General features: G+C 46.4%; 19 protein-coding genes. 8 read left to right on the forward strand and 11 right to left on the reverse strand.

Annotated features, from left to right (window positions below; all coding sequences use genetic code 11):
• The first annotated feature begins 4 nt into the window (after positions 1-4).
• Together LRY47_RS07435 and LRY47_RS07440 are read left to right on the forward strand one after the other, a co-directional pair.
• Positions 5-1,345: a methyl-accepting chemotaxis protein gene (locus LRY47_RS07435; protein ID WP_295223812.1), complete on the forward strand. Its 1,341-nt coding sequence runs from the start codon at positions 5-7 to the stop codon at positions 1,343-1,345.
• Between the two features lie 85 nt (positions 1,346-1,430).
• Positions 1,431-1,622, forward strand: coding sequence for a hypothetical protein (locus tag LRY47_RS07440; RefSeq protein ID WP_295223814.1), 192 nt, complete (start codon positions 1,431-1,433; stop codon positions 1,620-1,622).
• Here LRY47_RS07440 and LRY47_RS07445 read toward each other — a convergent pair.
• Positions 1,619-2,554, reverse strand: a complete 936-nt coding sequence (locus tag LRY47_RS07445; protein WP_295223816.1) for a D-glycerate dehydrogenase — start codon at positions 2,552-2,554, stop codon at positions 1,619-1,621. The genes LRY47_RS07440 and LRY47_RS07445 overlap by 4 nt on opposite strands.
• 66 nt (positions 2,555-2,620) lie before the next feature.
• Between LRY47_RS07445 and gatC the strand changes: the two genes are divergently transcribed.
• Genes gatC through mce form a run of 4 tightly spaced genes read left to right on the forward strand, consistent with a single transcriptional unit; the run spans position 2,621 to position 6,314 of the window.
• Positions 2,621-2,968, forward strand: coding sequence for an Asp-tRNA(Asn)/Glu-tRNA(Gln) amidotransferase subunit GatC (gene gatC, locus LRY47_RS07450; RefSeq protein WP_295223818.1), 348 nt, complete (start codon positions 2,621-2,623; stop codon positions 2,966-2,968).
• A gap of 10 nt (positions 2,969-2,978) precedes the next feature.
• Positions 2,979-4,430, forward strand: a complete 1,452-nt coding sequence (gatA, locus tag LRY47_RS07455) for an Asp-tRNA(Asn)/Glu-tRNA(Gln) amidotransferase subunit GatA (RefSeq protein ID WP_295223819.1) — start codon at positions 2,979-2,981, stop codon at positions 4,428-4,430.
• A gap of 13 nt (positions 4,431-4,443) precedes the next feature.
• Positions 4,444-5,868, forward strand: a complete 1,425-nt coding sequence (gene gatB, locus LRY47_RS07460; protein ID WP_295223820.1) for an Asp-tRNA(Asn)/Glu-tRNA(Gln) amidotransferase subunit GatB — start codon at positions 4,444-4,446, stop codon at positions 5,866-5,868.
• A gap of 11 nt (positions 5,869-5,879) precedes the next feature.
• Positions 5,880-6,314 carry a methylmalonyl-CoA epimerase gene (gene mce / locus LRY47_RS07465; protein WP_295223821.1) on the forward strand — a complete coding sequence of 145 codons (435 nt, stop codon included), beginning with the start codon at positions 5,880-5,882 and terminating at the stop codon, positions 6,312-6,314.
• Between the two features lie 40 nt (positions 6,315-6,354).
• Here mce and LRY47_RS07470 read toward each other — a convergent pair whose 3' ends face one another.
• Entirely contained in the window at positions 6,355-7,659 is a 1,305-nt protein-coding gene (locus tag LRY47_RS07470) for an NAD(P)/FAD-dependent oxidoreductase (RefSeq protein ID WP_295223823.1), read from the reverse strand.
• 10 nt (positions 7,660-7,669) lie between these two features.
• Positions 7,670-8,254, reverse strand: coding sequence for a c-type cytochrome (locus LRY47_RS07475; RefSeq protein ID WP_295223824.1), 585 nt, complete (start codon positions 8,252-8,254; stop codon positions 7,670-7,672).
• A 331-nt stretch (positions 8,255-8,585) separates the two neighbouring features.
• Here LRY47_RS07475 and LRY47_RS07480 point away from each other — a divergent pair, with 331 nt between their 5' ends.
• Positions 8,586-8,918 (forward strand): cytochrome c, encoded by a 333-nt coding sequence (locus LRY47_RS07480; RefSeq protein WP_295223825.1) that lies wholly within the window; start codon positions 8,586-8,588, stop codon positions 8,916-8,918.
• Positions 8,919-9,250: 332 nt separating this feature from the next.
• On the opposite strand, the gene LRY47_RS07485 is transcribed toward LRY47_RS07480, so the two are convergent.
• From LRY47_RS07485 to LRY47_RS07515, 7 genes are all read right to left on the reverse strand, one after another.
• Complete coding sequence (locus LRY47_RS07485; protein WP_295223827.1) at positions 9,251-10,360, reverse strand: OmpA family protein; 1,110 nt, start codon at positions 10,358-10,360, stop codon at positions 9,251-9,253.
• A gap of 131 nt (positions 10,361-10,491) precedes the next feature.
• On the reverse strand, positions 10,492-10,761 hold the full coding sequence (locus LRY47_RS07490; protein WP_295223829.1) for a S4 domain-containing protein: 270 nt from the start codon (positions 10,759-10,761) through the stop codon (positions 10,492-10,494).
• Complete coding sequence (locus LRY47_RS07495) at positions 10,751-11,683, reverse strand: SurA N-terminal domain-containing protein (RefSeq protein WP_295223831.1); 933 nt, start codon at positions 11,681-11,683, stop codon at positions 10,751-10,753. The genes LRY47_RS07490 and LRY47_RS07495 overlap by 11 nt, the downstream gene beginning before the upstream one ends.
• On the reverse strand, positions 11,625-12,596 hold the full coding sequence (locus tag LRY47_RS07500) for a peptidyl-prolyl cis-trans isomerase (RefSeq protein WP_295223833.1): 972 nt from the start codon (positions 12,594-12,596) through the stop codon (positions 11,625-11,627). Before LRY47_RS07500 ends, LRY47_RS07495 begins: the two co-directional genes overlap by 59 nt.
• A 41-nt stretch (positions 12,597-12,637) precedes the next feature.
• A complete protein-coding gene (mfd, locus tag LRY47_RS07505) occupies positions 12,638-15,946 on the reverse strand; it encodes a transcription-repair coupling factor (RefSeq protein ID WP_295223835.1) in 3,309 nt (1,102 codons plus the stop codon).
• The gene (gene gmhA / locus LRY47_RS07510; RefSeq protein WP_295223836.1) at positions 15,946-16,524 is read right to left on the reverse strand and encodes a D-sedoheptulose 7-phosphate isomerase; all 579 of its coding nucleotides are present in this window, start codon (positions 16,522-16,524) and stop codon (positions 15,946-15,948) included. The genes mfd and gmhA overlap by 1 nt, the downstream gene beginning before the upstream one ends.
• A gap of 72 nt (positions 16,525-16,596) precedes the next feature.
• Positions 16,597-17,073: a rhodanese-like domain-containing protein gene (locus tag LRY47_RS07515; RefSeq protein ID WP_295223838.1), complete on the reverse strand. Its 477-nt coding sequence runs from the start codon at positions 17,071-17,073 to the stop codon at positions 16,597-16,599.
• Positions 17,074-17,180: 107 nt separating this feature from the next.
• Here LRY47_RS07515 and LRY47_RS07520 point away from each other — a divergent pair, with 107 nt between their 5' ends.
• A complete protein-coding gene (locus tag LRY47_RS07520) occupies positions 17,181-19,166 on the forward strand; it encodes a cache domain-containing protein (RefSeq protein ID WP_295223839.1) in 1,986 nt (661 codons plus the stop codon).
• On the opposite strand, the gene LRY47_RS07525 is transcribed toward LRY47_RS07520, so the two are convergent.
• Positions 19,157-19,474 (reverse strand): cupin domain-containing protein, encoded by a 318-nt coding sequence (locus LRY47_RS07525; protein WP_295223840.1) that lies wholly within the window; start codon positions 19,472-19,474, stop codon positions 19,157-19,159. The genes LRY47_RS07520 and LRY47_RS07525 overlap by 10 nt on opposite strands.
• Between the last annotated feature and the right edge of the window lie 2 nt (positions 19,475-19,476).

The following is a 19,476-nucleotide window of genomic DNA, read 5'->3' on the forward strand; positions in this document are numbered from 1 at the left end:
TCCAATGAACATCAGAACAAAACTTATAGGCGTTGTCATAGCCGTCAATATCATCATTATTGCAATATATGTTTTTTATGCCGCTTCCATCAAAAAAGATGCAGTTTATCAAAAGATAGACGCAACACTTGTTTCCGCTGCATATTCGCTTTCGCCATATCTGAAAGAATATCACGAACGGATAGCCAAAAAACAGCCCACGGAAGAGGAATATAAGCAACTTATCTTTATCCTTGGAAAACCGGCAAACGAGATGGGCGTCAAGTATCTTTACTCTGTAATCGAAAAAGACGGCAGGTTCTTCTTCACATCGGACTCAGGAACTCCTGAAGAATATGCACAAGGGGACTACAGCCGCTATATGAGCGGATATGAAGACCCCAGTCCGATGATTTCCGAAGCTGTCAGGACAGGAAAGATTCAGTTTGATGAATACACCGACGAGTGGGGAACCTTCCGCTCGGCTTTTCTGCCGCTGGGCAACATAGGCGGGCATGCGACAGTAATATGCGTAGACTACTCCCTTGAAGATCTTAAAACAGAGGTGAACTCCGCAATAATAGGCGCCCTGTGGCGCGGTGCCATCCTTTTTGTTTTCTCAACCTGCGTATTTATCCTGCTTTTAAATCCTATAATAAAGAACGCACAGGCTATCATAGACAGGCTTGAAAAAATGTCCTCCGGCGGGCTTGATTTGCGTTCCAAGGTTGATATCGCTTCCTCCGACGAATTCGGACGCATAGCCAACCACTTCAATCTTTTCATAGACACCACAAGAGCGGCTCTTTCAGACATCATGTCGCAGGTGGACGTTATAACAAGGTCGGGCGAAAAGATGAAAATGAGCGTTCAGGATATCTCCGGCGGCATCTCTTCTCAGGGGAATGAGGTGGAACAGCTCATGGAATTGCTGAACGAACTGAACATGAGTATCGGTCAGATAGCCGAAAGTGCAGTGGAAACTTCACATAAATCAGCTGATACCCTTAACATCACCAACGAAAGCAAAAAATCGGTGGACATAACAGTCGAGCAGATTGAAGAAATAGCTGAAAGCGTTGAGCAGAACAAAAAATTCATAGAAAACCTCAGAACGTCAGCAGAGGCGATAGGCTCCATCAGCGGGGTTATCAACGATATCGCAGACCAGACAAACCTTCTGGCACTGAACGCCGCCATCGAGGCGGCACGCGCAGGTGAACACGGACGCGGGTTCGCGGTCGTGGCGGATGAAGTTCGCAAGCTTGCTGAAAAAACTCAAACCTCCACCAAAGAAATAGACGGCATGATAGCATCTTTACGCGGTGAGATGCAGGGTATCGTCGAAAATTTTCCGAACAACTAAAAAATCAGAAAAAGGAAAAGAGATCGCTGTTGTCATAGGTTCCAGCATAAACAGAATATCAGAACATACCACAGTTACGTCTGATATGATAACCAGAATAGCCACCGCAGCCGAACAGCAGTCGAGCTCGTCCACGGAAATCACTAACAAAGTAGGTAATATTAACGAGATATCCCATAAGAACACGGAAGACCTTGACGAAATAAACAGCTCCGCCGACGAGCTTAATACTGTCGTGACGGAGCTGAAAAGAGCAGTTTCGGTATTTAAGATTTAAAGAGCATTGCGGGGTGTGCCGCCGCCGAAAACAGTTAGTATACTGTCACAGCAGAGTGCGCCCATAGCGCTTCTGGTGTCTGTTGTGCCGCTTCCTATGTGGGGTGCTAGGATAACGTTATCCAGTGCGAAGAGGCGCTGTTCGATCTTCGGTTCAAACTCGTAAACGTCAAGCCCTGCGGCAAATATCAGCTTCTGTTCCAGAGCGTCAGCAAGGTCTGATTCCTTTATTATCTCGCCCCTGCCGATGTTCACAAGGACAGCGGTGCTTTTCATCTTTTTAAAGGTTTCCATGGTGAACTTATGCTTCGTTTCAGGTGTTGCGGGTGCAGTGATAATAACAAAATCGGACTTTGAAACCAGTTCACCGAAATCCGCATATTCTGCGGCGAACGAAACATCTTTCTTAGTTCTGGCGTTGTAAAGCACCTTCATTCCGAAACCAATGGACATCTTTGCAACAGCCTGTCCGATACGTCCGAACCCGAATACGCCTATTGTCTTGCCGAAAAAGTCCACGCCGAGCATCATGTCGGATTTCCATCCGTGGAACCTGCCCTCGCGGGTGAATTTATCTGACTCAACAATGCGCCTTCCCGCTGCCATCATAAGACTGAACCCCAGTTCCGCAGTCGCCTGTGTCAGAACGTCCGGTGTGTTGCACACGGTGATGCCTTTGCTCTTCGCGTATGCCACGTCTATATTGTTGAAACCTACAGCATAGTTTGCAACCGCCTTGAGCTTCGGACAGCCGTCTATAAGCTCTGGTGTTATCTTATCGCTGAGCATACTAATTATGGCGTCGGCTCCCTTTGCACGTTCAGCCAGTTCCGCAGGAGTAAGCCCGTTTTCTGTATCGTTATAATCCACTTCGTGTCCTGCCAGATGTTTTTTAACGTCATACGGCAGTTTCGCTGTGACTAAAATTTTCATGTTTCCCCCTTGTCTGCGATAAACTATATTTAACCCATTTCAAATCAACAATCAAACTTGAAAAATATGCGAAAGAAAGTCATAATATCATTTCTCATTAAAACCATAGAGGTATGCAAAGTGTCCCAAACCGTTTCAAAACAGGATGTACTGCACATCGCAACCCTCGCCAGACTCAAGTTTGACGACGAACAGGCAGAAAGATTCACAAACGACCTGAACAACATTTTAGGTTACATCGACAAACTGAATGAACTGAATACAGACAACATAGAACCCACTTCCCACGCTCTGGACGTTTACACAGTGACACGCCCCGACAGGGCGGAAGCCTCCCTTTCTAACGAGGACGCAATCAGAAACGCTCCCCAGTCGGAAAACGGAATGTTCCGTGTTCCAAAAGTGATAGAGTAAGGGGGCTGACATGCTTGGAAAAACACTTAAACAACTTTCAGAATCACTTAGCAAAAAAGAGTTTTCATCCGCAGAACTCACACAGTTCTATCTGGACAGGATAAACAGATACGACGGCGAAATATGCGCCTATAACTACATAAATGAAAAGGTCATTGAACAGGCGAAAGCGGTTGACGAAAAACGTGCCAAAGGCGAAACCCTGCCTGTTTACGCAGGTATCCCCATGGCGCTGAAAGACCTTATCATTCAGAAAGATATGCCAGCCACTTGCAGCTCGAAGATACTGGAAGGATTCGTCCCTCCGTTTCAGGGAACTGCGGCACAGCTTCTGGAGGATGCAGGCTTCCTCTGCCTCGGCAAGCTGAGCATGGACGAATTCGCCATGGGTTCATCCAACGAGACGGCTTTCCGTAAAAAGACCCGCAACCCTTGGGACACAACAAAAGTTCCCGGCGGTTCGTCAGGCGGTTCAGCGGCATCCGTTGCGGCAGGACTGACAACTTTTGCACTGGGCAGTGACACAGGCGGCTCAATACGCCAGCCCGCTTCACTCTGCGGCATCACAGGTATGAAACCCACATACGGCAGGGTCTCCCGATTCGGTCTTATCGCGTTTGCGTCGTCACTGGATCAGATAGGTCCCATGACATCGAACATCAGCGACAACGCAGCCGTACTCTCAGTCATCGGTAAATACGATAAAAAAGACTCAACCAGCCTCAACATTGCACAGGATGATTATTCCAAATACCTCACAGGCGACGTTAAAGGGATGAAAATAGGCGTTCCGAAAGAATATTTCGCGGAAGGTATAGCCGCCGACGTGCGTGAGTGCGTGAACAACGCAATCAAAGCATACGAAGGCATGGGATGCGAAATTATTGAAATCAGTATGCCCCACACTGAATATGCTGTGGCGACTTACTATATCATCGCAACTGCGGAAGCATCAAGCAACCTCGGACGCTACGACGGTATCAGATTCGGATACAGAGCGGATGCGGACAATCTTAAGGATATGTTCTACGAATCCCGCTCACAGGGCTTCGGCGACGAGGTGAAACGACGCATCATGCTCGGCACCTACGTTCTCAGCGCAGGATATTATGACGCATACTATATAAAAGCACAGAAAGTAAGGACGCTTATCAAGCAGGACTTCGTGAACGCTTTTGAAAAAGTGGACGCGATAATCTGCCCCACTTCGCCAACAACAGCTTTCAAAGCAGGCGAAAAGATGAGCGACCCGCTCCAGATGTACCTCAGCGATATCAACACCATCTCGCTGAACCTCTACGGCGGATGCGGGCTTTCAATGCCTTGCGGCTTCGGTGCAGACGGTATGCCCGTCGGCGTACAGCTTCTCGGCAAATATTTTGACGAGGGAAGACTTTACAACCTAGCATATGCGTTTGAGCAGCAGGCGAAACTGCCCACTATGCCTGAAAAACTGAAATAATAGGATATAAAAGATGAGCTATGAACCCGTAATAGGACTTGAAGTGCATGTCCAGATGTCTACCGAAAGCAAGATATTCTGCACATGCTCAAATAAATTCGGATCAGACCCCAACACCAACGTATGCCCCGTTTGTCTGGGTATGCCCGGTGTTCTGCCGGTTCTCAACGAAAAAGTGGTGGAATACACTGTAAAAGCAGGACTTGCTCTTAACTGCCAGATACGCACCAAAAGCGTCTTCGCCAGAAAGAACTATTTCTACCCCGATCTGCCGAAAGCGTATCAGATTTCCCAGTATGAACTGCCTATCTGCGAACACGGATACATCGACATCGAGCTTGAGGACGGCACACAGAAACGCATCGGCATCACCCGTATACACATCGAAGAGGACGCGGGCAAACTGAACCACGAAGCGGGATGCAGTCTCGTTGATCTCAACCGTACAGGCACCCCCCTTATGGAGATAGTATCCGAACCCGACCTGCGAAGTGCGGAAGAGGCAAAAGCGTACCTCACAAAACTCAAAACCATCCTCGAATACGTCGAAGTTTCCGACTGCAACATGGAGGAAGGCTCCATGAGATGCGACGCCAACGTTTCCATCCGTCCCGATTCCAACGCTCCATTCGGAACACGCGCGGAGATAAAAAACGTCAACTCTTTCAGAAACGTTGAAAGAGCCATCAAATACGAACAGAAACGTCAGGAAAAAGTATTGAACGAAGGCGGAAAGATAGTTCAGGAGACACGTCTTTTCAACGCTGACACAGGTATAACAGCCTCAATGCGCGGCAAAGAGGATGCCCACGACTACCGTTATTTCCCCGACCCTGACCTTGTGCCGATAGTACTCGAGGACAAGTTCATAGACGGCATCAAAGCATGGATGCCCGAACTGCCCGATGCGAAACGCGCAAGGTTCATGAGCGAATACGGACTGTCAGGCATAGACGCCGATTTCCTTGTATCTGCCAAATCATACGGCGCATATTTTGAACAGGCTGTCAAATCCCACTACAACCCAAAAGCAGTCTGCAACTGGGTCATGGGCGAGCTGATGCGCAGGCTGAACGACAAACAATGCACAATCTTTGAAGCGGGCGTATCGCCTGAAAACCTCGCAGAGATTGTGAAACTCATAGACGAAGGAAAAATAAGCGGAAACATCGCAAAACAGGTGTTTGACGAAACTGCCGAAACGGGTAAAAAACCCTCAGATATCGTTGCGGAGAAAGGACTTGTCCAGAACAGCAACGAAGACGAACTGGAAGCCATCGTTAAACAGGTGCTGGATGCAAACCCCGCCGAAACAGAAAGATACAAAAACGGCGAAACCAAGCTTCAGGGATTTTTCATGGGACAGATCATGAAAGCATCCAAAGGCAAGGCAAACCCCGCCGTCGTTGCCCCCCTGCTTAAGAAATTAACGAGCTAGAGGTGATTTGCATGCTTGAGAAGATAGACCACATCGGCATTGCCGTAAGAAATCTTGATGAGGCTACTAAGTTCTACATAACAATGGGAATTAAACCCTACCACTACGAAGAAGTCGAAAGCCAGAAAGTAAAAGTTGCGTTCGTTAAGGTCGGCGAAAGTAATATCGAGCTTCTGGAACCCACAAGTCCTGAAAGCCCCATCGCTAAATTTCTTGAGAAGAAAGGCGAAGGCATACATCACGTTGCATACAGCGTCGCAAATATTACGACTGCGCTGAAAAAGCTGAAAGAGGACGGCGCGACACTTATCAACGAAGAACCCATGGACGGCGCACACGGCAAAAAAGTTGCATTTGTGCATCCCAAAAGCGTCAACGGAGTTCTGACGGAACTTTCAATGGACGGCTGCTGCGGTTCATGCGGCTGCGGCACCCACGAACACTAGAAAACGAAAAAGCGGAGGTTTTTATGCCTCCGCTGTTTTTTTATCCGAGTATATCGTTCCAGATTCCGAGCGCCCAGTCTTCGGCATGTTTTCCGAAGAGAACGGAGCGTTCGGGGGATGTTCCGCCGGATGCGGAGATTATCCTCTTACTCACATCGTCATACTTATAAGAAGCGGCAACAAATATAGCCTCGTCATCATTAACCATGCTGTAACAGGTGTTTATCAGAGAAGGCGCAAGTGGCTCCTGACCGTTCAGTGTGCGGACGGCAGCGCTTGCCGCGACCTTGCCCATTGAGTTTGCCACATATCCGGATTTCGGCACACCGCCGACAGCTCCGTTGTGGGTGGCATCACCAATGACGTACACGTCTTTAAAGTTATAGGACTCAAGAGTGTAAGCATCCGCGCGGACAAACTTGTCGTCGGGTTTGTTCATAAGTCCAAGGTCAAAAGCAGATTTTCCGGCTGTCATAGTCGGAATGATGTTAGCAACGTCTGACTTTATCTCGCCCTGCTCGGTGGTAATAACTCCAGTGGAAGCGTCAACCTTTGTAACGGCTGCATCGGGAATATATTCAAGGATATCCTTGTAATAATCCGCCCAAGCCTTTTTAAACAGCGGTCCTTTGGATGTAACGTCGTCGTTTGCATCCACAACGATTATCTTAGAACCTTTTTTATATTTTTTCAGGAAATTAGCGATAAGAGAAGCTCTTTCGTAGGGTCCGGGGGGACATCTGTAAGGCACAGGGGGAACCGCAAGAACAACCACTCCGCCGGGTTTCATGGCAACAAGTTTTTCCCTGAGAGCAACTGTTTCCGCCCCTGCTTTGAAAGCCGCAGGGAATTTTTTGATCGCCGCCGCATTGTTCAGCCCCTCTATCGCATCGTAGTCATAGCTTATGCCGGGTGAAACAATGAGCTTATCATACTCGATCGTACCTGCTTTGGTAGTAAGCGTCTTTTTAACCGCATCCAGAGCTGTCGCCTCGGTATAAACTATTTTTATTCCGTAGTTCTTTGCCAGCTTGTCGCGTGTGAAGGTGATATCCTTCATAGTTTTCTGACCGCCGATTACAAGGTTGCTTATGGGGCATGAGATGAATTTGGGGTCTCTTTCGATAAGTATCACCTCAACCTTCGGATCTTCCATTCTGGCGTATTTTGCCGCTGTGCATCCGCCCCAGCCGCCTCCGAGAACCACTATCCTTTTGCCTTTCTTAGGCATTATGATACCTGATGTTTTCTGAGCCGCGGGAGCAACGGCGGAATGTCCGAGAACGGAAGCGCCTGCAACAGCCGCAAAGGTGTATTTTATAAAGTTACGTCTTGTAATGCTCATATCCGCCCCCTTATTTCCTGATGCCTGAAAAATACTGTGCAAGAGCTTCAAGCTGGCTGTCGGACATATCTTTCACCAGCGCCATCTCTTCGGATTCTATCTTTCCCGTCTGGTAGCGTTTCAGAACTTCGTGAAGGTATCCTGAGTTCTGCCCGCCGATTCTGGGATATGCGTCCATCCCCTCCCCTTTCGTTCCGTGGCAGTCGAAACAGCCGTTCTCTTTGGCTATTTTAAAACCTGCCGCAGATTTCTTGGGATCGATCTTATTAGTAGAGTTCTTCCACGGTTTGCCTGCATAATATTCAGAGATAGCGGCAAGATCAGCTTCCGAGTATCCTTTTGCCAGCAAAGACATTTCAACGCTGCCTTTGCGTTTTCCCGCTGCAAAATCCTTCATGACCTTTGTCATATACTCTGCGTTCTGACCGCCTATGCGTGCAATGTACTCACCAGGAGCATAACCGTCTGTAGCATGGCATCCCGCGCAGGGTCTGCCTAGTCTTTCGCCCTCGGACACAGCCGAAGCGGCGAACGCGGCGACCGGAACAAGCACAGCCGCGGCGACAATACAATAAAACAATCTGAGTTTCTGCATATCTGCCTCCGATATCATATTCAACACCTGAATAGTATTAATACTATTTATATCTTTTTTAACTCATATTTTTGAATATTGCAAGATATACCTATATTATTACACGCATACCCGAGGTTTAACACACAATGTGGTTGAAAATTTTTCGGTTCAAAAAGGACATTTCATACATCCTTATTGCATATTTTAACTAATACATTATTAGTATCAATATCTTCATGGGAATTAGCTGTATATTGTATACAAAAAAAACCTTGAAATTATGTCGTTATAGTGATATCTTCAAATATGACTATAAACCAATATATTGGTTGCTATAAGGAGTGTTGAAATGTTCAAGAAAATCATGTTAGTGGTTCTGGCTCTGGCTTTCACAGCTTCAACTGTTTTTGCTTTCGATTTTAACGGCGGCGACGGAAGAAAAGGAAAAAGACTGTGGAAAAGATACCACACTATGTGTGCTGACGGCACAACTCTTCCCCAGAAACAAGGTGCATCCACTAAGACTCAGGCTCAGTGGAAAGACGCTTTCACTAACCGCGCAAAACTTCCTTGCGGCGGTAAGTTCAAAGAAGGTATCAAAACTGAAGAAGACTTCCAGAACGTATACAGATATCTGTTCGATCACGCTGCTGACTCTGATCAGCCCGAAACTTGTGGTTAATAGATACTCTGCTTAGACAGAAATAATAAGAAGGCGGTTCGCAGGAACCGCCTTTTTTTATGCCATATTCAGGCAAACAGTCACAGATATATCAACGGGCATGTCAAATGAGATCGCTTCGTCGCTAAACCTCCTCGCGAAGACATTTATTTCTAACCATCTCTGCGAACCCTGTGGGGGGGTAAAGCAGCCTTATTCTTATAACATACAATACTATTACCAAATATGTTCGGCGTGTGACGGCGGCGTTTCTGTACGCTGCCCATAGAAATAAAAAGACCCCGCCGCCGGACAGGCAAACGGGGTCTTGCAGCTTAATAAGCTATCAATACTTATTTAACGACAGTTTCAATCCTGCGGTTTTTAAGCATGTTTTCGGGAGTATCGTTGGGCGCTATGGGCTGAGTTTCGCCATAACCGACAGCTGTCAGTCTGGAAGATTCAATGCCGTATTTGTTTATAAGCTCTTTAACGATAGAATCTGCTCTTTTCTGAGACAGTTTCTGGTTGTATGCATCCTTTCCAGCGCTGTCAGTGTGACCTTGAATTTCAACGTGTACAGATGGGTTTGCTTTCAGGAATTCAGCAAAATCGCTGATCTCCTGATCATAGCCGTCTGCAATATCAGCGCTGTTGGTTTTGAAGTTAACATTCAGGGTTGCAGCTATAAAACAGCCTTCTGCGTTAACTTTGTAACCTTTTTTAGTGCCGGGGCATTTGTCAAGGTAGTCGTAAACGCCGTCGCCGTCGGAATCAAGAGGGCAGCCTACAGAATCAACAGGAGCGCCTTCAGGTGTACCGGGGCATTTATCTGCATCATCATAAACGCCGTCTTTGTCACTGTCTGCGGAAGCAACTGCAACAGCGGCAGGTTCGGGAGCTTTTTCGACTTCCGCAGGTGCGGGAGCCGGCTCTTCTTTAACAGGTTCAGCAACTTTTGCGACAACTGGTGCAGGTTTGCCGAAAGCCACTGTAAGAGCAACGGAAGGAACTATATCGTTGCGTGTGTCTGTCATGAACATGTCCTTAACGCGAAGGTCGAGACCTACCGTATCGTTAAAAGGAACTTTCGCGCCGACACCGCCGATTACTCCGGCGTGGTCGTCATCATAGAACATGCCACCGAGACCAAGCAGCAGGTAAGGTCTGATAGCGCCGTCCAGATTGAAATGTATCAGAGAGTTAAGGCTCAGTGTTGTAGCGTTGACTTCTCCACCGCTGTCTTTGTCTGCATTTGCATATGCAAACTCCCCTTCAAGAGCATATCTCTCTGACAGGAACTTACCGACTCTGATTGCAGGCTCGGCAGCATCGTCAAGATCGTGGTCTTCGTCAAAGAAGTGGTAACCGAGCGCTGGTGCGATATACATTTCACCTTTTTCATAGGCAAATGCTGTCGTCATGCATGAAGCGGCAATGACTGAAATGAGAAATTTTTTCATTGTTCTGAATTCCTCCTGTGTGTTTGATAAGAAAAACATTAGCATATAAAAAAAAATACTCAAACAATCATTTGCGGTAGGTTGTGACATTTTTACAATAACGCAAGAAGCCCCGCTGGCGGGGCTTCTAGTCATATATCGTTTTTCACTTTGTATTCAATGGTTTTTATGAATTTGTCAGCGTCCTGTTTAGAGACGCTTCCTTTTTCAGGCAGGGCAATGATTTCTATCTTTTTATACATATTCCATGCGTCAATCTCAAGAATATCGCCTGCTTTTATCTGAGCGGAAGGTTTTGCCGATCGTCCGTTCAATTTCACAAACCCCTCGTCCGCCATTTCGTTTGCAACTGTGCGACGCTTTATAAGCATCATCACTTTAAGAAACTTATCAACCCGCATATTTCCTCTGGATAAATATCTCGTCTTTTTTGTCCTGCAGCCACTGCTCAAAAGCGCTTTTTGCTTTTGCATCTTTCATTGCTCTTATAATATTCTCTTTTTTATCGCTCTCCACATCGGATTTGTCTTTATATCCCTCAACGTAAAAAACCCTGTAACCGTCAACATCCTCAAGGGGTTTTGTTATTCCCTGTTTCATATCGCCGATCAGCTCGCGAATCTTCGGATCAAGGAAACCAAGCTCAACCCATCCCAGATAACCGCCGTTTTCTGCCAGTTTGTCTTCGGAGTATTTCATCGCTGTGTCACGGAAGCTCTTATGCTCTTCAAAATCCTTCATAGCTTCATCCAGCTTCTCTTTTGAGCCAAGTTTCATCATGCGCAGTTCATACATATCTGAAAGGTCTAGTGTTTTTTCATGTTCCATAACGTATTTTTTAAAATCTTCATCTGTAACAACGACTTTCGGACGGAAATAAGAAGACATCAGCCTTGTTGTGAGGATGTCCACCTTAATTTTCCATTTATACTGTTCATATGTCTGGTGCTGTGCGGCAAGCAGCTCTTCGAGCTGTTCTTTGTTTACATTGTTTCTCTGCATAATATCCTGAAGCGCGCCTTCAACTTCTGCATCGGAAACACGGACACCCTCTTCCGCAGCGGCTATCTCAACGACATAGTTGTCTATGAGGTTCTCCATATTCTCACGATAAAAATCGTTAAGCTGCTGTTTTCTCTCTTCGCCTTTGAATTTTGTGTAGATGAGTTTAAGTCTTTGGGGGTTAATGGATTCCACGTCATACTGTGTTATAACCTTGTCGCCCACCACCGCAAAAACGCGGTTAATGACCTCTGCTCCCGCATTATTGAGGGTCAGAACTGAGAGAAGAACCGTCAGCGAAAACAATCTTAGATTTTTCATATAAGCCATTGATATAGTCCTTTAACTTTTTTTCCTGTTTTATTCCGTAAAGCTCGTCCTTAAGCTGAGCTTTATAATAATCGAATGAATTAACCTTCTCTTTCACATCCACCAGATGGAAGATGTGGTAGCCGAACTCGGATTTAAGCACACCGCTGGTTTCGCCGGGTTTCAGTTTAAGTGCCTCTGAAAAAACGTCAGGATAAGACGAAACATCTATATAGCCTAGATCACCGCCCTGTTCAGCTTCCGGAGCGATGGAATATTTCTGCGCAGTCTCTGCAAAGCTTATGCCCTTGTTCATCATAGTGAGCGCTTCACGCGCTTTTTTTTCATCGGCGGTAACTATATGGAGTATATGAACAAGAGCAACGTCCGAAAGTTCACTTTTGCGTTTTTCATAATACGCTTTAAGTTCTTTGTCGGAAACTGTAATGTTCCCGGTCTCCTCGCTTAAAAGCTCGGTGACGATAACACGCTGGCGCAGGAGTTCTTCAATCTTTCCGAAATCCAGATCATACTGTTTCTGCATCTCGGTTATTGTCTGTCCTCCCTGCTCTTTTTTGAAAGTATCAAGCAGTTCAGTGAATTTTTTCTCGTCGATTTTTATTCCCTGTTTCTTCGCCTGATGCAGAAGCAGTCTGTGACGCACGAAATCCTCTTTAAGAGATTCCAGAACAGCTTTGTTGTCTCTGTTCTCCGGATCCATCATAGCGTTCGTATAGGAGATGAAATCTCTGAAATCGCCCTTGGTAAGCACTTCATCGTTAATTGTTACAAAGGGTTGTGTAAGGTCTTCCGTGTCTTCGGCTTTTGTTTCCGGTTCATGGGCGCTCTCTTTCTCTTTCTTTCCGCATCCGGCGAAAAGGAAAAGTGAGGCGATGATAAGGATAATGAAAGGTATTCTCTTCATATTGACAGATTACTTAATAGCAAACTAATTTGCAATAGTCTTTATTCCCTTGCGGGGGCTATAAGTGAAAGGAAGACAGCACCGGAGGACAATGTCTTTTCCGCCCGCTCAAAAAGAAGCGAAAGGGTGAATTCGTCGTCGAATTTCAATAGACCGCCGCATTTTGACGCGCTGTCCATCAGAACAGGCGGCTGAACCGAGCTGTTCTTCGTAAATTTCATTTTTATGCGATTTGAATAGATGTAAATCTTTTCGACGTTCGCTCTGCCTGCGAGGTTCTTAAGCAGCATTATGCGCGCAAAATTTCTGGTCTGTTCACCTGTTTCGCCGAACATCCCCTCCATTTCTTCAAGAAGCCCGACAGTCTCTTCCTCTGTGGCGACATAGGAAAACTTGCGGTAATAGTCCAGCCTGAGCCGCGTATCCTCAATATAGTCCGCAGGAATATAATGCGGAACGGCTGTTATTATCTCTGTGTCTGTGAAAATGTCAGTGATACCTTTCAGTTCTTTTACAGCCTCGTCTATCATGGCGATGAACAGTTCATATCCCACTTTAACCACAAAGCCCGACTGGTCGGCGCCGAGAAGGTCGCCGGCACCTCTAAGCTGGAGGTCATAAAAGGCTATCTTAACACCGCTTCCGAGATCAGAAAGCTGCTGAATTATCTTAAGACGTTTCTGCGCAACCAGCGAAAGACCGGAAAAGTTCGGAACCACAAGGTAGCAGTAGCCGCGACGCACTGAGCGCCCCACCCTGCCTTTAAGCTGGTATATCTGCGCCAGTCCGAGATGAGCCGCATCGTTTATAACAATAGTGTTTACGTTTGGAATATCTATCCCGTTCTCAATAATCGCCGTGCAGACAAGAACGTCGGTCTCCCCTGCGTAAAACTCCATGAGTATCTTTTCAAGCGTCTGAGCGTCCATCTGCCCGTGGGCAAAACCTACCCGCGCTCCCGGAAGCATGCTGCGCACCCCTGCAGTCACCTGCTCAATGTCCTCTACTCTGTTGTGCAGATAAAATACCTGACCGCCCCGTTCAAGCTCTCGCTGAATGGCAATCTTTATCTCCTCGTCCTTCTTCACAACCTTTGTAATGACCGGAAGTCTGTCCACAGGCGGCGTATCTATTACAGATATGTCCCGTATGCCGGAGAGTGAAAGCTGCAAAGTCCTCGGTATGGGCGTTGCGGAAAGATAAAGCACGTCCACGTTGGTTTTCATGGCTTTTATCTTCTCTTTGTGGGAAACGCCGAACCGCTGTTCCTCATCTATTATAAGCAGACCGAGGTCTGAAAATTCCACATCCTTTCCGAGCATCTTGTGCGTTCCCACCAGAATATCAATCTGCCCTTTGGACAACCTGTCCAGAATGTCGCGCACTTCTTTGTGTGTGCGGAAACGGCTGACATAATCGACGTTGACAGGCAGTTCGCCGAAACGTTTTTTAAATGTCAGGTAATGCTGACGTGCAAGAACTGTCGTCGGAACCAGAACGGCAACCTGTTTGCCTCCCGCCACTGCCTTACAGGCGGCTCGCATCGCAACCTCGGTCTTTCCGAAGCCGACGTCACCGCAAACAAGCCTTTCCATGGGAAGCAGATTCTCCATGTCGTTATAAACGTCATGAATAGCAGTGAGCTGGTCGTCGGTCTCGTCAAACTCGAACTGCTGCTCGAAATCCTCCGTCATCTTACCGTCGTCATGAAACGCAAAACCTTTTTCCAGCTTCCGTTTGGCATAAAGCTGTAAAAGGTCGAACGCTATCTTTTTTGCCCTTGTACGCGCCTGAGCCTTAAGTTTCTTCCATGTCTGGGTCTGTAGAGAACTTACGCGGGGTCTGGAACCTTCGGAACCGATGTATTTCTGTAACTGCCCTATGGAGGACAAAGGCACATAGAGAAATTCACCGTTATCATACTCAAGCTGTAAAAAATCTCCCTCTACACCGCCGATGCTCTGATGCACCAGCCCTTTATAGATACCGATACCGTAATCCACATGGACAACGAAATCGCCGCTTTCAAGATCGGAGATAGAGGTGGAATAGACCTCTTTCTTACCTCTTTTCGGTTTCTTGCGTGCAACTCCGAAAATATCCTCATCGCTGAACACAGCAAGCAGACGTTTTTCATCTATAAACCCGCCGCGCAGTTTCTCGTTCAGGACATACAGTCCCGCATGTGTCACTTCCGCATGGACGGATATTTTCTGTGCGCTGTAACCGTAATCCACGGAGAAGTTTGTAAACAGTTCCATGAGCTTTCCGCTCTCAATGGCGCAAATTACGCGGTACCCGTTCTCCGTATGGCTCTTTATGATATCCATCGCCGCAGACATGGACTGATAAACGTTTCCTTTCTTCCCGCCGAGAAGCATCGCACTGCTTTTGTATGGTACAGTGACGGCACTCTCTGTCACGATGTCCGCCAGTACCATCCGCTCGTGTTCATCGTATTCCGGATAGATTAGCGACGGGGATATGAAATTATGTATAAAAAATTCACCTTCCGGTTTGCGTCTGTCCGCCAGAGCAAGAAGATCCGTGAAATGAGTTTTATAATCCTCAGTAAAAAAGACAAAATTGTAACTGTTTCCTGCGTATTCGAGTATATTGGACATCCGCCCGTAAATTGCAGGGGCAAGCCAGTGACATCCGGCGTATTTGCCGTAAAGCTCTGTTTTATCCAGTATATCTTTATCTGTTATGCGTTTTTTGATATCCTCCGCGTCAAACAGCGCTTCGGATGCCGGAAGCAGAACCACATGTTTCATGGTTTTCAAGGGTTTGCGGGTGCTTCTGTCCACAAGGGAAATCCGCTCCGCTTCATCGCCGAAAAATTCTATCAGACATGGATTGTCAAAATCCGCTGGAAAAACTTCAAGTATGTCACCGCGGAATGCGTATTCACCAGGACCGTCCACAAGTTCAACATGAACGTATCCGGCGTAGTTCAGCAGATATTCAAGCTCCTGCCTGTCATAGTCTCCGCCGACGTTGATGTTTATAACGGAACTCTTAAAAACGTCGACAGGTGCAAGACCTTTCAGAAGAGCATAAGGTGTTGTAACCACTATACAGGGGGCATCTGAGTTAAGAAGTGTATTAAGCGCAGCGGCACGGGCGGAGATAACCTCCGGCAGAACGCGTGCCTCTTCAAAAGGTTCCTGAGTGTATTCGGGAAAACCCAGAACCGCAGAACGGGAGAAGAAATAGCGGGTTTCCTGAAGAATAAGCTCGTATTCCCTTTTGTTTGAAGCAACAAAGAAAGTAACGCGTCCCTCCGGTCTTTTGTTATAGAAATACCAGACGGAGGAACATCCCCAGAGACCGCAAAACTTCTGCATCAGGAAAATTTGCCGAACATCATCTCATCCACAAGCTGACAGATTATATGCGCTGCCGCTATGTGGATTTCCTGTATTCTCGGCGTATTATCCGTTGGCGACTGGAAAAGAATATCGCAAAGTCCTTTCATCTTTCCGCCGTCGCGTCCTGTGAAACCGATGATACGGACGTTCATTCTGTCCGCCTCGCGCAGAGCCCTGACAACGTTTTCGGAATTTCCGCTGGTTGAGATTCCCCAGATGATATCCTTTTCGCTGCCGAGCGCACTCACCTGTTTAAGGAATATATCGTTGAACTCGTAATCGTTACCTATTGATGTGATTATAGATGTATCAGTTGTAAGCGCTATCGCAGGAAGGGGCGGGCGCTCCATTTTAAACCTGTTCACAAATTCCGCTGCGATATGCTGTGCATCCGCTGCAGACCCGCCGTTTCCGCAGATAAGCAGTTTCCCGCCGTTCTCGAAACACTTGGTGATTTCGGTTGCTATGGCTATGAGAACAGGGGTGCTTTCAGTGATAAATCTTGTCTGCACCTCTTTCATCTCTTCAAATATAGACTCAATGAATTTATCCATATATTAACCCTGTTAAAGCATTTTACATCATTAATATATTCCAAACGGGAAGATAGCAACCAGAAATCCCTATTATCTGACAATAAGCCTGTCTTTTCCGTATTTTACTTTTGCAATAAGATAATACATTCCGTCGGGGCTTATGCCGCATCCGCCGTCCTTTTTGGGGTCTGTAAGATTATAGAACATCTCTTCCGCACGGGGACCGAACGGACAAACAAAAATTATCTTTTCATTTTCCGGAAGCTGAGGGATTATCTTTTCACAGGCTCCGTCCTCTTCAAACAGTGCAACAGGGATGTTCACCATTCCCTCTGTGTGCTTCTTTTCATATTCCTGAGGAGTTCTTACATCAACAACGAAATAATCGGCGGGAAGTCCTTCATAAAACAGAGGGGCTGCGTTTTCAACAGTCACCTTTCCGTTTTCCGGCATAGGCAGAGGATCAGCCACTTTTCTAGGGCTGTTTGATATGTAAAAATAAGCTCCGCCGCCGGCAATACAAAGTGCGAAAACCACACAAACAACAATTACAATTGCTCTTTTCATAACTCCTCCTATGTTTAATATGTATACTTTATTTTATATGGAATCAATATAAACATCCGGGTTGCGCCAGGCAGTAAAGGGCTGTAAAATTAAACACCGGTGAAAAAATGACACAAAACAGGGAAAAGCTCAGGCGATATTATTTTCTGACAACCTTTGCCGTGATCGCAGTGATAATCATGTCCATAGCCGTTGGTTTTGTCATCGAAGAACACAGCAACTTTGAAAAAGCTATACGGACAAACAAGCAAAACCTGATGGACAGCAAGAAGATGACCATTAAAGGGATAGTGGACAGCGTCGCTCAGCAGGTTCAGCTTGTAATAAAGGAATCCCAGAACAATCTTGAAACACGCATTAACGAAAGACTGAACCTCGCATACTCCGCTGCAAAGGCAGCCTATGCCGCGGCACGGAGTGAAAACCATGCAAGACAAGATATCAAAGCTACCCTCGCAGGAATGAAGTGGGGTAAAAACAGTGTCTTCATCTTTGATATGGACGGCAATATTATAAGCATGCCTAATCAGAAGTCTCTGGAAGGCAAAAACATTCTGGGAAGCCCCAATGCCAAGCCCAGACAGGAGATGATTGAGGCGCTGAAACGGCTGAAATATTCCGACACAACAGAATTTGAAGTCGAATGGACAAAACCGGACGGAACCCTATCTCCATCAAAACACATTATGCTCCGCAGATTTAAACCGCTTAACTGGGTAATAGGTTACGGCGAATACTATGACGAATTCATCGTTGAGGTTCAGAAAAAACTGATAGCCCAGCTTGAATCCATTCAACTGCCTGAAGACGGCTATATCTTTATGAGCGACTACACAGGTATGTCGCTGACCAAACCCGCAAGAAACAAATTCATGCTGAATGTTCAGGATTTTAACGGAAAATTCATCGTTCAGGATATGATAAAACTCGCAAAAAACGGAGGCGGCTTTTATGAATATGTCATGCCTCCTTTCCCCGGAATGAAACCGGAGAAAAAACTCAGCTACGTCACCAACATAAAAGGCTGGAACTGGTACATCGGCACCGGAATTTATCTTACGGATTTCGAGAACGAGTACAATCACAGAATGACCGACGAAAAAAAGAATTCCACAAAAGAACTGATGGTGGTTCTTCTGCTTCTCGCGGCTGTTCTTGCTCTTGCGGGTGTCATAACATTCGTAATGTCGAACCGTATGCAAAAACTGATCGACAGACACAATCTGGAGATAAAGCGCAAAAATGAAGAGCTCAGATCTCTTAACATTACACTCGAATCAAAAGTTGCGGAAAAAACAGTCGAACTTACACTGCTCAACGCATCACTTGAAAAACGGGTCAAAGATGAAACTGAAAAAAACCGCGAACAGGAGCATATTATGTTCCAGCAGGGCAGACTTGCCGCAATGGGCGAGATGCTGTCAAACATTGCCCACCAGTGGCGGCAGCCGCTGAACAATATAGGACTTTATATTCAGGACATTCAGGATGCTCAGGATGCCGGAGAACTTTCAAGTGAATATCTGGACAAATCGGTACACACCTGTCTGGATATAATACAGCACATGTCTGCCACCATTGATAATTTCCGCGATTTTTTCAAGCCGGATAAAGATAAGATACTTTTTGACGTCAACGACTGCATAAAACAGAGCCTCACACTTCTTAGAGCCGGAATTGAAAACAGCCACATAGAGATACGGACAGAACTTGAAACATGCGGAAAAACAAAAGGAGTTCCGGGTGAATACTCACAGGTGCTGGTGAATATCATCACCAACGCCAAAGATGCACTCATAGAAAACAAGGTACGAAACCCATGCATAACAATACGAAGCCACTCAGAGAACCAGATAGCCGTGGTTTCAATTGAAGACAACGGCACAGGAATACCCGACAGCATAGCCGAAAAGATATTCGAGCCTTACTTCACAACAAAAGGCGAAGGCAAAGGCACAGGTATAGGGCTTTATTTTTCAAAGATCATCATAGAAAAAAACATGGGCGGAAAGATAACCTTTGAAAGTTCAAAACGCGGAGTAACTTTCCACATCTCCCTGCCGGAAGCCGACAGGGACACAACCTATCTGTAGTCTTCACGCACAGGGTAAAACACATCAAGAAGCTCGCACTCGGTTATAGCCCTGCCCTTATGAGAAACGCCTGACGGGATCATCGCAACATCGCTGTGGGTGAGCACCTTAACCTCATCACCGACAGTAAGCTCAAACACGCCGTTTATCAGTTTTGTCATCTGCTCGTGAGGATGCGAATGTTCCGGAAGCTCCGAGCCGGGCTCAAAACGCCACAGTGACATGGTCATGTTGTCCGAATGGACAAAACGGGCTTTAGCCCCTTTGAACATTTCTTTTTCGAGTTTTTCTGTATCTATAAAAGACATTT

The organism is Seleniivibrio sp. (genome assembly GCF_021209385.1).
GTDB lineage: Bacteria > Chrysiogenota > Deferribacteres > Deferribacterales > Geovibrionaceae > Seleniivibrio.